This is a genomic window from Chryseobacterium sp. JV274 (genome assembly GCF_903969135.1).
Classification (GTDB): Bacteria; Bacteroidota; Bacteroidia; order Flavobacteriales; family Weeksellaceae; genus Chryseobacterium.
On record NZ_LR824569.1, the window covers coordinates 3,196,132 to 3,210,729 of the forward strand.

Annotated in this window: 12 protein-coding genes; 6 read left to right on the forward strand and 6 right to left on the reverse strand. The window is 37.5% G+C overall.

Annotated features, from left to right (window positions below; all coding sequences use genetic code 11):
* Position 1: 1 nt before the first annotated feature.
* The 4 genes from CHRYMOREF3P_RS14805 to CHRYMOREF3P_RS14820 form a co-directional block, all read right to left on the reverse strand.
* The gene (locus CHRYMOREF3P_RS14805) at positions 2-1,543 is read right to left on the reverse strand and encodes a protein adenylyltransferase SelO (protein ID WP_180564933.1); all 1,542 of its coding nucleotides are present in this window, start codon (positions 1,541-1,543) and stop codon (positions 2-4) included.
* 75 nt (positions 1,544-1,618) lie between these two features.
* Positions 1,619-3,997, reverse strand: a complete 2,379-nt coding sequence (locus CHRYMOREF3P_RS14810; protein WP_077413374.1) for a transglycosylase domain-containing protein — start codon at positions 3,995-3,997, stop codon at positions 1,619-1,621.
* A gap of 6 nt (positions 3,998-4,003) precedes the next feature.
* Positions 4,004-4,468, reverse strand: a complete 465-nt coding sequence (locus CHRYMOREF3P_RS14815) for a gliding motility lipoprotein GldH (protein WP_077413375.1) — start codon at positions 4,466-4,468, stop codon at positions 4,004-4,006.
* Positions 4,461-5,858, reverse strand: coding sequence for a stage 0 sporulation family protein (locus CHRYMOREF3P_RS14820; protein ID WP_077413376.1), 1,398 nt, complete (start codon positions 5,856-5,858; stop codon positions 4,461-4,463). The genes CHRYMOREF3P_RS14815 and CHRYMOREF3P_RS14820 overlap by 8 nt, the downstream gene beginning before the upstream one ends.
* 438 nt (positions 5,859-6,296) lie before the next feature.
* Between CHRYMOREF3P_RS14820 and CHRYMOREF3P_RS14825 the strand changes: the two genes are divergently transcribed.
* The 5 genes from CHRYMOREF3P_RS14825 to CHRYMOREF3P_RS14845 all read left to right on the forward strand — a co-directional run bounded on the left by CHRYMOREF3P_RS14825 (position 6,297) and on the right by CHRYMOREF3P_RS14845 (position 12,300).
* Positions 6,297-7,535 (forward strand): OmpP1/FadL family transporter, encoded by a 1,239-nt coding sequence (locus CHRYMOREF3P_RS14825; protein ID WP_047380209.1) that lies wholly within the window; start codon positions 6,297-6,299, stop codon positions 7,533-7,535.
* A 12-nt stretch (positions 7,536-7,547) separates the two neighbouring features.
* On the forward strand, positions 7,548-9,110 hold the full coding sequence (locus tag CHRYMOREF3P_RS14830; RefSeq protein WP_077413378.1) for a G-D-S-L family lipolytic protein: 1,563 nt from the start codon (positions 7,548-7,550) through the stop codon (positions 9,108-9,110).
* Between the two features lie 85 nt (positions 9,111-9,195).
* Complete coding sequence (locus tag CHRYMOREF3P_RS14835; RefSeq protein ID WP_077413379.1) at positions 9,196-10,134, forward strand: ribose-phosphate pyrophosphokinase; 939 nt, start codon at positions 9,196-9,198, stop codon at positions 10,132-10,134.
* Positions 10,135-10,189: 55 nt separating this feature from the next.
* Positions 10,190-10,831: a 50S ribosomal protein L25/general stress protein Ctc gene (locus CHRYMOREF3P_RS14840; RefSeq protein ID WP_180564934.1), complete on the forward strand. Its 642-nt coding sequence runs from the start codon at positions 10,190-10,192 to the stop codon at positions 10,829-10,831.
* A gap of 248 nt (positions 10,832-11,079) precedes the next feature.
* A complete protein-coding gene (locus tag CHRYMOREF3P_RS14845) occupies positions 11,080-12,300 on the forward strand; it encodes an aminotransferase class V-fold PLP-dependent enzyme (protein ID WP_180564935.1) in 1,221 nt (406 codons plus the stop codon).
* A 50-nt stretch (positions 12,301-12,350) separates the two neighbouring features.
* Here the strand turns inward: CHRYMOREF3P_RS14845 and CHRYMOREF3P_RS14850 are convergent, their stop codons facing one another.
* Complete coding sequence (locus CHRYMOREF3P_RS14850; protein ID WP_077413382.1) at positions 12,351-12,476, reverse strand: GNAT family acetyltransferase; 126 nt, start codon at positions 12,474-12,476, stop codon at positions 12,351-12,353.
* Positions 12,477-12,627: 151 nt separating this feature from the next.
* Here CHRYMOREF3P_RS14850 and CHRYMOREF3P_RS14855 point away from each other — a divergent pair, with 151 nt between their 5' ends.
* Positions 12,628-13,452: a T9SS type A sorting domain-containing protein gene (locus CHRYMOREF3P_RS14855; RefSeq protein ID WP_180564936.1), complete on the forward strand. Its 825-nt coding sequence runs from the start codon at positions 12,628-12,630 to the stop codon at positions 13,450-13,452.
* Between the two features lie 88 nt (positions 13,453-13,540).
* Here CHRYMOREF3P_RS14855 and hemE read toward each other — a convergent pair whose 3' ends face one another.
* The gene (gene hemE / locus CHRYMOREF3P_RS14860) at positions 13,541-14,572 is read right to left on the reverse strand and encodes a uroporphyrinogen decarboxylase (protein ID WP_077413384.1); all 1,032 of its coding nucleotides are present in this window, start codon (positions 14,570-14,572) and stop codon (positions 13,541-13,543) included.
* Positions 14,573-14,598 lie beyond the last annotated feature (26 nt).

Consider the following 14,598-nt stretch of genomic DNA (forward strand, 5'->3'; position numbering starts at 1 on the left):
TTTATGAGCTGCATGAAAGTGTTGAACATCCTGCAGTGTCGTCATAGCCGGAAGGTCTTTTGACGGAGAACTCAGGGTATAATTCCTGATAAGGAAATTCTAAAGCTTTGGTGAGTTTTTCCAGCATTTCTTTTTTGCCGTTATTGATCTCTTCAATGCATTCGTAAAGAAGATAATTTCTCAGGATGAATTTTGGGTTTGTTTTTTTCATCATCGCTAATGAAGCCTCTTTTGATATAGAATTTAAACCTAATCTTGCTTCATAACTTTTAATGAAATTGCTAAGTTTTTCCAGCATTTCTTCATTTAAAGAGATATAAGAAACCTCTTTAAAATGTCCTTTGATATCGGTATCCAGAGTTATTTTTTCCAGTTGACTGAAAAACAGGGTGTAGTCTAGCTGAAGTTCCTGCATTAATCCCTGCCAATTGGTGAAAAAATTCTCATCTTCTTTTTGTAGCTGATCCAGTCCGAATTTTTTACAAAGCATCTGATCATGAGCCTCCCAGAAATACGTTCCAAAATTATTTAAGGTGTCTTCTAAAAACTTTTCATCTTTAATTAAAGGATGGAGTGCATTCGCAAGCTGCCAAAGATTCCATTGGGCAATCTGTCCCTGTTTTCCGAATGCATATCTTCTTCCCGGAAGGTCTGTGGTATTGGGGGTGAAATTCAAATCATATTCATCCATCATGGAGTAAGGTCCATAATCGATGGTTAATCCCAGAGCAGACATATTATCTGTATTCATCACTCCATGTACAAATCCCACTCTGAACCATTCAACCATTAAATCTGCGGTCCGGGTACAGATATTTTGAAAGAAATCTCTGTATTTCTGGCTGTCTGATGATGTGATTTCCGGATAATAATTTTCAATGGTGAAATCGGTAAGTTCCTGCAGACTGTTGTATTCTCTTTGAGCAGACATCAGTTCAAAATGTCCGAAGCGTAAGAAGCTTTCAGCAGTTCTGATGACCACTGCGCCTTTTTCAAGCTGAGGATTTCCACTGTACATAATATCGCGCATTACATCTTCGCCCGTAAAAGCCAGGCTGAGTGCTCTTGTAGTTGGAACTCCTAAATGATGCATAGCCTCACTCATCAGATATTCGCGTACAGAAGATCTCAATACGGCCCTTCCATCAGCATGTCTGGAATAGGGGGTTGCTCCGGCACCTTTCCATTGGATCTCTGTTTTTTTTCCAGCTTCATTTGTGATTTCACCCGCAAGTATCGCTCTTCCGTCTCCGAGTTGTCCTGCCCAGTTTCCAAACTGATGTCCTGCATAAACTGTAGCATAGGTTTTAACATTTTCCGGAAGGTTATTTCCAACCAGAAAGTCCAGATCTTTATCTTCAAATTTTCCTAATCCTATTTCTTTGGACAGAACTTCATTAAAAGCAATTAATTCGGGTTGACCAAAACCAGCAGGTTTGATGGTAGCAAATAAAACCTTTGGGGTATTTCTCTGCATAGGATTGTTTGAAAAGTCACCTGGAAAAGTCTCGATAAAAGGTTGTCTGATACGTTCGATATTCATCCTTCAAAGGTATTAATTATAAAAGAAAAGACCTTCCAAATTATTGAAAGGTCTTATGTATTTCTAAAAGAGAATTTATTTATTGAAATCTACTTCATCATTGGAATGAAGATTTTCATTGATGTTGTCCTCTTTCTTTTCTGTTGGTTTTTTAGGCGTAGGGTCTGCCGGCCTTGGATTTTTGATCTCATCGATCGTCTGAAGGCTTCCATCGTCTCCATAGCCTCCGCTTAATCCTTTAAGGTTTGAACAGCCGTCTTTCCAATCGGAAGGTTTAACAAACTTATCATCAGGAGTAACTCCTAAGCTTTTATCTGCCCATACTTTCTTCATGAAAATTGCCCAGATCGGCAATGCCATTTTTGCACCCTGACCTTCACCGGTTCCAAAGAAGTGAGTTGCTCTGTCTTCCCATCCAACCCATGCTCCGGTTGCTAATTTTGGCGTGATTCCCATAAACCATCCGTCAGAGTTGTTCTGAGTTGTTCCTGTTTTAGCGGCAATTTCTACTGCTTTTGAAATTCCTCTTCTTCCCAGCTCTCCGGAAGCGGTTCCGTACTGTGCAACACCTTTCATCAGTTCAATCATGGTGTAAGCATACATTGGGTTCATGACCTCTTTTGGTTCTACATTTACTTCCTTGATTACTCTACCGTTGGCATCTTCAATTCTCCAGATCATTTCCGGTTTATTGTGATTACCATAGTTGGCGAAAGTACTGTAAGCACCTAGCATTTCATAAATAGTAATGTCTGATGAACCTAAAGCGATTGTATTGTTTCTTGGAATATCTTCTGTTACGCCCAGATCTCTTGCGGTCTGGATAACAGCATCTACTCCTGTCATTTCAATTAATCTTGCAGCAACAGGGTTTTGAGAGTGCGCTAATGCATCTTTTAAAGTAAGCATTCCTCCTCTTCCCGGCACATGCCATCCGTTATGATCATACGTTCCGTTAGAAACAGCTGAACAAGGAGTCATTCCCAGTTTCATGATAGCGGTTGCATACACGAAAGGTTTGAAGGTAGATCCTACCTGTCTCTTACCCTGCTTGATGTGGTCATATTGGAAGTGCTGCCAGTCGATACCTCCTACCCATGCTTTGATCTCTCCGGTTCCAGGAACCATAGACATCAGACCTGCCTGTGCAATTTGTTTGTGGTATCTGATAGAATCCCAAGGAGACATTTCAACTTCTTCTTCTCCGCTCCATGTGAATCTTGAAGTTTTGATTGGTTTCTTGAATTCCATCATAATGGAGTCTTCCGGCATTCCGTCAGCTTTTAACAGCTTATATCGCCCGGTTCTTTTCATAGCCTGAAGCATCACATCTTTGATCTGTTTGTCATTAAGATAGTAGAAAGGTCTGTTTTTTCTACCTCTTTGTTCTGCATCAAATCTTTTCTGAAGATCCGTTAAGTGTTCTTTGATTGCTTCTTCTGCATACTTCTGCATCTTAGAATCAAGCGTAACATATATTTTTAAACCGTCTTTGTAAAGGTTAAGTTTTTTGCCGGTTTCTTTTTCATGAGTTTCAAGATATTTATCAATCTCTTTTCTCAGATAGAATTTGTAATAAGCCGAATATCCGTCAGTGATGCTTTTAATAGGGTGAAAGTCTACTTCAATAGGAGTATTGGCTGCTTTTTCATAGGTGGCAGCATCAATATATCCGGTTTTCTGCATTTGATCCAATACAACATTCCTTCTTTCTTTTGCCTTTTCAGGGTATCTGTAAGGATTATTTTTTCTTGGATTTTCAAGCATTGCTACAAATGTTGCAGCTTCAGGTAGTGTAAGTTCCGAAGTCTTTTTGTTAAAATAAACTCTGGAAGCCATTTCAATACCGTTAGCGTTGAAAAGGAAATCAAATTTATTGAAATAAAGAGTAACAATCTCTTCTTTGGTATATCTTTTCTCAAGGCTTACCGCTACTACCCATTCTTTTAATTTCTGGAATGCTCTTTCAACTTTATTTTGAGAAGCATTTCCTGTGAAAAGAAGTTTTGCCAGCTGTTGAGTGATCGTAGAACCACCACCACGGCCACCACCATATGCCACGGCTCTTGCGATAGAATATAAGTCGATTCCTGAATGTTCTTTGAAACGCTCATCTTCTTTAGCCTGAAGGGCATAAATAAGGTAAGGAGGAAGATCCTTATAAACGATAGGCTGTGTTTTTTCCTTTTCGAATTTACCCAGCATAACTCCGTCTGAAGAAATGATTTCTGAAGCGACAAAGATATCAGGATTTTCAAGTTCTTTTACATCAGGCATTTCCCCAAGAAATCCTTGAGAAACTGCAAAGAAAAGTCCTGAAATTCCCAAAACTACCGCAACGAGTCCAATCCAAATAAATGAGACCCATTTTTTCCAGGAGGTATCTTTCTTTTTTTTAGGAGGCAGAGGAAATGTTTTCCCCTTATTTCCTGCATTTTTTTTGTTTTCTTCCATTTATGGTTACGGTTTAGCCGTTTCTATTTTTACCCCAATATCCTCAATTCCTGAAAGGTTGTCATTTCTCATCGCCTGGGTCAGACCGATTTCATATTTTCCCTTTCCCGGAAACTGATAATTCAGTTTATACTGAAACAAAGTTTCCTTTGTATCACCAAAGCCTGTACCAAGCCATTCTCCATTAGGTTTTGCCAGCACATAATTCAAGGTGTCAGTTTCCTTTTTTTTGTTCTGGAGATTGGTGAAATTCACAATGAATCTTATATTGCTGTAAGGATAACTATTGTTGTTTCTTACGACAAATATAATATTTTTAGGATTCTGCGGATCTGAAATTTCAAGATTAAATTTTTGCTCATTTTTCTTATTCCATTTGTTATCAACGGAATTCATGATGACATCTCCTCCTGATGAAGAGTTACAGCTAAAGAAAAGGATAAGGGAAAATAATCCTAAAATTTTATGCATTATTATCTTTTTTTGGAGGATATTTCTTTTTAAATTTCTTCTTGTTCGGGCTGTTTTGTGGCTTGTTTTCAGCATCAGAATTACCCTCTACTTTTTCCACGGGCGCTTTTTGCTGTGGATGTTGTTTTTGAGGTCTGGGCTGATTTCCAGATTGAGCATTAGGGTTTTCGGGTTTTTCAGATCTTTCAGGTCTGTCTTGTCTCTCCGGTCTGTTTCTTTTTTGACCTTGTGGCTGTCCTTGTTGCCCCTGTTGGTTATTGCTGTGCTTGTTCTGGTTGTTTCTGTTCCTGTTTCCTCTGTTTTTCTTTTCAAAACGATCCACACTGTTTTCTTGGATCAAATCAATATTTTGAGTAGAAGCTTCCGGTTGTTTCAAGTCTTCCAGAGGAAGAATTTTTTCTCCTCTTTTATTTTTTGAAATCAGTTTTTTAACAAGATCAATATCGAAATCATACCATGCAATGGAGCTGTCTACGTAAGCAAACCACATTTTCTTTTTGAAAACATCAATTTTGATACAAAATGCTTTTCCTTTCTCTGTTTCTAAAGTGGTTGAAGAAGAAGGGAAGTTGCTTAATGCATCCAAATAGCTGTCAAGCTCATAATTAAGGCAGCATTTAAGCTTACCACATTGTCCAGCCAGCTTTTGAGGATTAATGCTCAATTGCTGATATCTTGCTACATTGGTATTTACCGATCTGAAATCTGTAAGCCATGTAGAGCAGCAAAGTTCACGTCCGCAAGATCCAATTCCACCTACTTTTGCCGCTTCCTGTCTGAAACCGATCTGTTTCATATCGATCTTAGTACGGAATGCACCGGCATAATCTTTAATTAACTGTCTGAAATCCACTCGGTTTTCAGCAGTGTAATAAAAGGTTATTTTTGAAGAGTCACCCTGGTATTCCACATCGGTAACTTTCATTTCGAGGCCTATTCTCTGAGCAATTTTTCTTGCTTCAAGCTTTACACCGTCTTCTTTTTTTCTTGCTTCCTGCCATACCTCAAGATCTTTTTGGTTGGCCTGTCTGTATATTTTGAGTGCCAATTCTTCTGAAAACTTTTTCTTTTTCATCTGAATCTTTACTAATTCTCCCGTAAGGCTTACAACGCCTACATCGTGTCCCGGACTTGATTCTACTGTAATTACGCTACCAATATGTAAAGGAATATTATTTACATTTTTATAAAACGATTTCCTGTCATTTTTAAATCTAACTTCTACAAAATCACACCTGTTAGGTGCCGGATTGTTGATGTCAGATAGCCAGTCAAAAACACTTAATTTATAACTATTCCCGCAGGTATTTACACTTTCACAGCCATTTGCGGTTTTCTTAGGGCCGCAAGAATGTGCAGAATCGCCGGATGTTTTACATCCACAACTCATATTACTATTATTTATAATCTGCAAATTTATGTATTTTTATCTTTATGCAATTCTAAAATACTTAAATAACCTGAATTCGGAACAAAACATTGATGTATTTTAAGTGAGAACGATAGCTGGAGCCCGAAATAAGCCTGTTATAACGGAAATAGTTGGATCAGAGTTTTTTTAACTTTAACATTTATTATCATTTGATTCCCTGTTCCGAACTTTTGAGGTAAGATATCTTAAAAATTAAACAATCGTTTAATATTAAACGATGAAATAGAGATTGTTTTAAAATATTTTTAAATGCTTAATAATGAAAAATTTGGCTTTTGTTTATTTGAAGGTGTTATTTTAAACATAGTTTTCTTTTAGGATATTGTTTAAAATATTAGCAAATATTAACAGACGTATTCAAAATAATTTTATATTTGGCTTATATAATAATAGTCTATGAAAAAAATATTAGTATCAACTGCTTTATTGGCGGGAGTTCTATCTTACGCAGGAGGCTTCAGAGTTTCCCTGCAAGGGGTAAAACAATTGGCAATGGCGCATACTAGTGCTCATGCCGAAGACGCGAGTGTGACATTCTTTAACCCTGCGGGTATGTCATTTATCCCTTCCAAACTGAGTGTAGTGGCAGGAGGGTTTGGTGCAAGTAATAAAGTTACTTTTCAAAACTTCAATACTTTACAAAGTGCAGAAACAGATAACCCTATAGGGACTCCTTTCTACGCGGCGATTACTTATAGACCAATAGAGAAACTTACCGTAGGTCTTAGTGTTACAACACCTTTTGGAAGTACAATAAAATGGCCTGAAAACTGGGAAGGTAAAGAATTGGTTCAGAAAATGGAACTGAAAAGTTTCTACTTCCAGCCAATGGTCTCTGTAAAACTGGCTCCTTGGGTATCTTTTGGTGCCAGCTACATTTACGCAAGAGGAAAGGTAGATTGGGATAAAGCGGTAACGCAATTCGACGGGAAGGTAAATATTAATGATGAAAATGCAACCGGACATGGATACGGATTTGGTTTCTATTTCAGACCTGATCCGAAACTGGACATAAGTATTGCCTACCGTTCAGCAATAGATATGAAAGCGAAGAGCGGAACGGCTACATTCCAGTTTCCATCACAATCTGTTTATACGCAGCTGAAGCTGAATGCAGCAGGACAAGATGGTTTCTCGGCGGTTCTTCCATTGGTTGAAGAATATACAATTGGTTTAACCTATAAAGTGACACCAAAATGGCAGGTTTCTGCAGACTTTAACTATCATGGATGGGAAAGATACAGCAAACTTACTTTAGATTTCGAGAATGCTCCTATTGGGAACAATCCATCGGATCCTACTATTCTTACCAATCCTAAGAACTTCAGAAATTCCAAAACATTCAGATTGGGAACTCAATATGCGTTCACTAATATGATCTATGGACGTTTGGGGGCGTATTATGATGAAGCTCCTTATACAACTGACAACTTTATCCCGGAAACACCTTCATATGATACGTATGTAGTTACAGGTGGAGTAGGCTTTAAGCTGAAACAATTCGGAATTGATGTTGCAGGAGGATATGCAATGCCTCAGTACAGAAAGGTAAACAATGTTAATATAGGGCTTAACGGACAGTCAAAAGCAACAGCTTTCTACTTTGGTCTAGGTTTCTCTTATAATCCATTTTAATTTTAGAAGACTATGAAAAAAATTATAATATCGACAATTGCAGTTTCTGCACTTCTTTTTACAGTAACAAGCTGTAATACGGATTTCGATACGGATGTGAAAGATATCCCGGTAACAAAAGGAGACGCAGACTTTTCAAAATATATATCGTTAGGAAACTCCCTTACATCAGGATATCGTGATGGTGCATTGTACAGCAGTGGCCAAAATGAATCTTATCCAAGCATCATTGCCGCACAGATGAAACTTGCAGGCGGCGGAGACTTTAAACAACCTTTGATGCCTAATGATATAGGAGGATTCAATAATCTTCCTGGTTTTCCTGGAAAATTGACTCTTCAGGTTGTTAATGGATCTTTAGCTCCTGTGCCAAGTGGGGCAGCAGCAGCATTGGATATGTTGTCCGGAGGAGGTACTTATAATAATATGGGTGTGCCGGGTGCGAAATCATTCCACTTAGTAGCTCCTGGATATGGTAGCCAAGCTGGTCTTGCAACAGGAACAGCTAATCCTTATTTTGTAAGATTTGCTTCTTCTGCTACAACAAGTGTGCTGGCTGATGCTATGGCTCAGAAAGCTACTTTCTTCTCACTTTGGATAGGAAATAATGATGTATTGTCATATGCTACCAATGGAGGAACAAACTCTCAGACTGTAGGAGGAGTTACAACGTATTCAATTGCTACGGTTCAGACAGGAAATACAAATCCTACAACTTATAAATCAAATGATATCTCTGATCCTGCGCTTCTTGCCGGATCTATTAAGGCGGTTTTAGATGGTCTTAAAAGTGTAGGAACAACAAAAGGAGTTATTGCTAATATTCCTTCTGTTACTTCAGTTCCTTTCTTTACTACGGTGCCTTATAACCCTTTGACACCTGCACTTTTAGGTTCAAATCTTACAACTCTTAATACGAGTTTATACGGTCCTTTGAAGCAAGCACTTACTGCTTTTGGTGCTGGAGATAGAATTAATTTACTTTCTGCAACAGGCCCAAATCCTGTTTTAATTAAGGATGTTGCTTTGACGGATTTATCTGCTCAGCTTACAGCGGCACTTACTCCTTCTTTAGGATTGCCTACAGCTACTGCTTTTGGACAAATCTTTGGCCAGGCAAGACAGGCGACAGCAGATGATTATATTTTGCTTACTACAAGTTCTGTAATCGGAAGTACGGCGCCAATGGTTCCGTCTCCGGTAAATATATATGGAATTTCTTATCCGTTACAAAACCAACATGTATTAACAAAAACAGAAGCTGGTTATGTGAAAACAGCCACAACGGCATATAATGCTTCTATAAAAGGGCTTGCTGATTCTTATGGGCTTGCATTTGTAGATGCTAATACGAAGATGCTTGAACTGAATTCACAGTCAGGAATTGTATTTGACGGAGTAAAGTATACTGCAACATTTGTTAGAGGAGGAGCTTTCTCTCTAGATGGAGTTCACCTTACAGGTCGTGGATATGGTATTGTTGCTAATGAATTTATTAAGTCTATCAATGCGAAATACAAATCTACACTTCCACAGGTAGATCCGAACAAATATTCAGGAGTTAAATTCCCTTAATAATTGATAAAATAAAAACTTAGAAACCACAGGAGTAAATCTTGTGGTTTTTTTTTAAATTTGCAAAATCTTTTAAAAAGTAAAAATGGCCGATCAGTTAAGTTATCTATTTTGTACAAGAACCAGCAGGGACTTGGCAGAGAAAATTGCCCAGAATTATGGGAAAGAATTAGGGAAAATCAACTTTCAGGAGTTCAGCGACGGGGAATTTGAGCCTGTTTTGGACGAATCTGTAAGAGGAGGAAGAGTTTTCCTGATTGGATCTACATTCCCTCCTGCAGACAATCTTTTGGAACTTCTTCTAATGATTGATGCAGCGAAAAGAGCTTCTGCAAAGAGCATTACCGTTGTAATTCCTTACTTCGGACTTGCCAGACAGGACAGAAAAGACAAACCAAGAGCGCCGATCGGTGCGAAGTTAGTTGCAAACCTTCTTACAGCAGCAGGAGCAACAAGAGTAATGACAATGGATCTTCACGCAGATCAGATTCAGGGATTCTTCGAAATTCCGGTAGATCATTTATATGCTTCAAGTATTTTTGTAGATTATATCAGATCTTTGAATCTTGATAATCTTACTATTGCTTCTCCGGATATGGGAGGTGCGAAAAGAGCTAAAAACTATGCAGGTCACTTAGGTGCTGAAGTAGTAATTGCTTATAAGGAAAGAAAAAAAGCGAATGTTGTAGAAGAAATGTTCCTTATTGGTGATGTTACAGGTAAAAACGTAATCCTTATTGATGATATGATTGATACTGCAGGGACACTTTGTAAAGCAGCAGATATCTTAATTGAAAAGGGAGCAAAAACAGTAAGAGCTATGGCAACTCACGGAGTGCTTTCAGGAAAGGCTTATGATAATATTGAGAGCTCAAAATTATTGGAAGTTATTGTAACTGACTCAATTCCTGTTAAAAATAATTTGTCATCTAAAATAAAAGTGCTATCTTGCGCCCCATTATTTGCAGATGTTATGACCATGGTTCATGAGCATAAATCAATTAGCAGCAAGTTTGTTATTTAATTGATTTTAAACAGATTGCAAATTAAATAAGAATAATTTTTTAAATTTATTATAAATGAAATCTATTACAATTCAAGGTACAAAAAGAGAAAACGTGGGCAAAAAGTCTACAAAAGCTTTACGTGATGCTGAATTAGTTCCTTGTGTTGTTTATGGAGGTGAAGCTCCTTTAAACTTCTCTGCTGAAGAGAAAGCTTTTAAAGGATTAGTATACACTCCTGAAGCACACACGGTATCTATTGAGGTTGACGGAAAAACAATTCCAGCTGTTCTTCAGGACATTCAGTTTCACCCAATTACTGACAAAATTCTTCACGTAGACTTCTACCAACTATCTGACGATAAGCCAGTAGTTATGGAGGTTCCTGTAAGAATTACTGGACGTTCAAAAGGTGTTGTAGCTGGTGGTGTTTTACGTCAGTCTTTCAGAAAACTAAAAGTAAAAGCTATCCCTGCTAACCTACCTGACGAAATCGTTGTAGATGTTACCCCATTAAGAATTGGTAACAAACTTTACATCGGTGGTATCAAAACAGAAGGATATTCTTTCATGCACCCAGACAATGCAGTAGTAGTTGCTGTTAAGATGTCTAGAAATGCAATGAAAGGAGGTGCAGCAGCAATGGATGATGAAGATGAAGAAGAAGTTGCAACTGAAGAAGGGGCAGCTCAAGCAGAAGAAACTGCAGCAGAATAAGAATTGCTTATTTAAACAATATAGACCCGTCATTTTTTTGACGGGTTTTTTTGTGTGCAGTGTCAAAAGAAATAAGAGGATTACAAATGACCTTAGTTCATCGTTTTATCAGCTTTCTTCACTGTATACTATCGAATATTTCTATCAACTGACAACTATCAGCTCTCGGCCTCATGCTTCCTTTCGGAAAAAAAGCCGTAAATTTGAAGTGTTCTAAATAAGGACGTCTTAATTTAAAAAATAAATAAATGTTTGACATTCAGGAAATAAGAAGCCAGTTTTCTATATTGGACAGAGAAGTGAATGGTAAACCATTGGTTTACCTGGATAATGCAGCTACATCTCAAAAGCCAAATTCGGTTTTGGAAGTCTGTCACGCATATTATACAGAACTTAATGCCAATGTTCACAGAGGAATTCATACCCTAAGCCAGCTGGCAACGGAAGAAATGGAACTTTCAAGAAGAAAGATTCAGAAATTCATCAATGCTGAACATGATTTTGAAGTGATTTTTACAAAAGGAACAACAGAAGGGTTGAACCTCATCGCTTATATTTTGACACAGAAACTGCAGAAAGATGATGAAATTATTATTTCTTATCTGGAGCATCATTCTAATATTGTTCCATGGCAGATGCTTTGTGAAAGAACCGGAGCAAAACTTCGTGTAATTCCAATTGATGAAAACGGAATTCTTCAGATGGATCACTTTGACCAGTTTTTAAGTGAAAAAACAAAGGTTGTTTCTGTAAACCAGGTTTCCAATGCATTGGGAATTGTGAACCCTATTGAAGAAATTATTGCAAAGACAAGAAAGAATACAGACGCTTATGTTGTGATTGACGGTGCCCAGTCTGCTCCGCATTTCAATATTGACGTACAGAAGCTGGATTGTGATTTCTTTGTGTTTTCAGGTCATAAAATGTATGCTCCCATGGGAACGGGTATTTTGTATGGGAAACGTGAAATATTAGAAGCTTTGCCGCCATTCCATGGAGGAGGAGAGATGATTGCAACATGTTCTTTTGAAGGAACTACTTATGCGGGTCTTCCATTTAAATATGAAGCGGGAACACCTAATGTAGGTGGAAATATCGCTTTAGGAGCTGCTGTTGATTTTATGAACAGAATAGGTCATGCCAATATTCAGAATCATGAAAATGCTTTATTGGAATATGCCCAGAAACAGCTTTTGGAAATAGAAGGAATTAAAATCTATGGAGAAAAAGCAAAGAGAACCGGTGTTGTTTCCTTTAATCTTGAAGGGGTGGGGATAGCCTCTGATGTAGGAATGATCCTTGATAAAATGGGAATTGCTGTAAGAACAGGACATCATTGTACACAGCCAATCATGAATTTCTTTAATATTGCAGGAACGGTAAGAGCCAGTTTTGCGGTTTATAATACTTTCGAGGAAATTGATATTCTGGTAGAAGGAGTGAAGAAAGCACAACGAATGTTGAGCTAATTAATTCTTATCATATAAATTAAAAAGCAGCTGTTGAGCTGCTTTTTTTATTAGTCCATCGGAACACAGTAGCACCTGCCATCAATAATGACCTGATAATATCCAATGGCGCATTCAAGGCAGATTTCTCCTCCTGCCATAATGCTTTTCAATTTTTCTTTGTTTAGTTTTTTCATATGATATGATTTAAAGGTTAAATATAAAGGTATAAATAATAGATAAATATTCTGATTCTTTTTAAAATTTATGTAATGTATTGATTTTATATATAATTGAATTTTGTAAAATATAATTCGTTAATTTTATATAAACATCAAATATTTTATTATGAAAAAATTATTTATTCTATTTTTATCCATTTGTGGAATATGTAATGCTCAAGTCTATTCTGAAGACTTCAACGGTAATGCTTTGCCGGCCGGATGGACAGTAGAAAATCCGGATACAGCTTTTAATTGGAATGTAGGGGTACAAAATGGCTTCGCAGGCTTTCCCGATGGAGCAGCTTTTTTTGATGATGATGATGCAGGGCCAACCGGAATTAATACGAATGCCAGACTGATTTCTCCTGTAATTAACCTTACCGGAGTTGTAAACCCACAGCTGTCGTTTAATTATGCTAATAAAATTTATGATCTTGACTCAACGTTGAAAGTGGAAGCTTTCAATGGGGCATCCTGGGTCCAGGTTTTTACCTCTTCGGGTGATGCAGGTGTTTGGGATATTGATTTTAATACCTTATCCTATATACTGACGTCTTATGCTTCGGCGGCAAATATCGATTTAACACCCTATGTGAATGCGGCTTTTAAGTTAAGGTTTGTTTATGATGACGTCGGAGACTATTCTTTTGGTGTGGTGGTGGATAATTTAACTATAACAAACGGGACCGTTTTGGCAGCTTCGGAGGTTTCTCACTCAGATAATATAGAAATATATCCAAATCCGGTAGGGGATAATATTCATATTAAACTTGATTCCCGAAATAAAGTAGAAAAAGTTAGTGTTGTGGATATGTCTGGGAAACTTATAAAAACATTTGATAAAGAATCCGACACCTATGATCTATCAGATCTGCCTAAAGGTACTTATATTATCATGATTACAAATAATAATAACGAAGTTCTGAAGAAGAAGATTGTCAAAAAATAGCCTTAGAATCAAATAATAAACTTAATCATACAAAAAAAACCTTATAGAATATCCTATAAGGTTTTGTGTATTTTTAAAAGAAATAATCTTATAAATTCGGTTTCCAGTCAACGACTGCTCTGATGAATGCTTCAGCATTTTCAACAGGAACATTCGGTAGAATACCATGGCCTAAGTTGGCGATGTATCTGTCTTTTCCGAAACGGTTGATCATTTCATTCACCATTTTCTTGATCGTCTCAGGAGTGGAGTGAAGTCTTGCAGGATCAAAGTTACCCTGTAAAGTCATCGTGTGATTTGTCAGTGTTCTTGCAAATTCCGGTTTAATAGTCCAGTCTACACCAAGAGCAGAAGCTTTAGACATGGTCATCTCTTCCAATGCGAACCAACATCCTTTTCCAAATACAACCACATGGGTAAGCGGGCTTAATGCTTCAACAATCTGATTGATATACTGCCAGGAGAATTCCTGATAATCTGTAGGAGAAAGCATTCCTCCCCATGAATCAAAAACCTGTACCGCAGAAACTCCTTTTTCTACTTTTCTCTTTAAATAAGCAATCGTTGTATCTGTAATTTTTTGCAGTAATAAATGGGCAGCTTCAGGCTGTTGGAAGCAGAAAGATTTTGCAATATCAAATGCTTTACTTCCTTTTCCTTCTACACAATAACAAAGGATTGTCCATGGAGAACCTGCAAAACCGATCAATGGGATCTCATTGTCCAGTTTCTGTAAAGTAAGTTCAATAGCATCAAAAACGTATCCTAAAGTATCATTCACGTCCGGAGTTTCAATATTCTGAACCTGTTCCATTGTTCTGATTGGAGTATCCAGCCAAGGACCAACAGATTCTTTCATTTTGAAATCAATTCCCATTGCCTGTGGCACTACCAGGATATCAGAAAACAGAATCGCTGCATCCAAAGGAAATCTACGGATAGGCTGTAATGTAATCTCAGCCGCAAGTTCAGGGGTCTGACATCTTGTAAAGAAATCATACTGATCTCTCAAAGCAATGAATTCCGGCAGATATCTTCCAGCCTGCCTCATCATCCAGACAGGAGGTCTTTCAACGGTTTCTCCGCGAAGTGCTTTTAAATATAGGTCGTTTTTTATCATAATCTATTTTAAACTAATATTACCGG

Excerpts from the sequence above, each read along its gene's own strand:
- CHRYMOREF3P_RS14840 (WP_180564934.1), top strand. The coding sequence starts at position 10,190 with ATGAAATCTATTACAATTCAAGGTACAAAAAGAGAAAACGTGGGCAAA.
- CHRYMOREF3P_RS14830 (WP_077413378.1), top strand. The coding sequence starts at position 7,548 with ATGAAAAAAATTATAATATCGACAATTGCAGTTTCTGCACTTCTTTTT.
- CHRYMOREF3P_RS14810 (WP_077413374.1), bottom strand. The coding sequence starts at position 3,997 with ATGGAAGAAAACAAAAAAAATGCAGGAAATAAGGGGAAAACATTTCCT.
- CHRYMOREF3P_RS14825 (WP_047380209.1), top strand. The coding sequence starts at position 6,297 with ATGAAAAAAATATTAGTATCAACTGCTTTATTGGCGGGAGTTCTATCT.
- CHRYMOREF3P_RS14815 (WP_077413375.1), bottom strand. The coding sequence starts at position 4,468 with ATGCATAAAATTTTAGGATTATTTTCCCTTATCCTTTTCTTTAGCTGT.
- CHRYMOREF3P_RS14835 (WP_077413379.1), top strand. The coding sequence starts at position 9,196 with ATGGCCGATCAGTTAAGTTATCTATTTTGTACAAGAACCAGCAGGGAC.
- CHRYMOREF3P_RS14820 (WP_077413376.1), bottom strand. The coding sequence starts at position 5,858 with ATGAGTTGTGGATGTAAAACATCCGGCGATTCTGCACATTCTTGCGGC.
- CHRYMOREF3P_RS14805 (WP_180564933.1), bottom strand. The coding sequence starts at position 1,543 with ATGAATATCGAACGTATCAGACAACCTTTTATCGAGACTTTTCCAGGT.
- CHRYMOREF3P_RS14850 (WP_077413382.1), bottom strand. The coding sequence starts at position 12,476 with ATGAAAAAACTAAACAAAGAAAAATTGAAAAGCATTATGGCAGGAGGA.
- CHRYMOREF3P_RS14855 (WP_180564936.1), top strand. The coding sequence starts at position 12,628 with ATGAAAAAATTATTTATTCTATTTTTATCCATTTGTGGAATATGTAAT.
- CHRYMOREF3P_RS14845 (WP_180564935.1), top strand. The coding sequence starts at position 11,080 with ATGTTTGACATTCAGGAAATAAGAAGCCAGTTTTCTATATTGGACAGA.
- hemE (WP_077413384.1), bottom strand. The coding sequence starts at position 14,572 with ATGATAAAAAACGACCTATATTTAAAAGCACTTCGCGGAGAAACCGTT.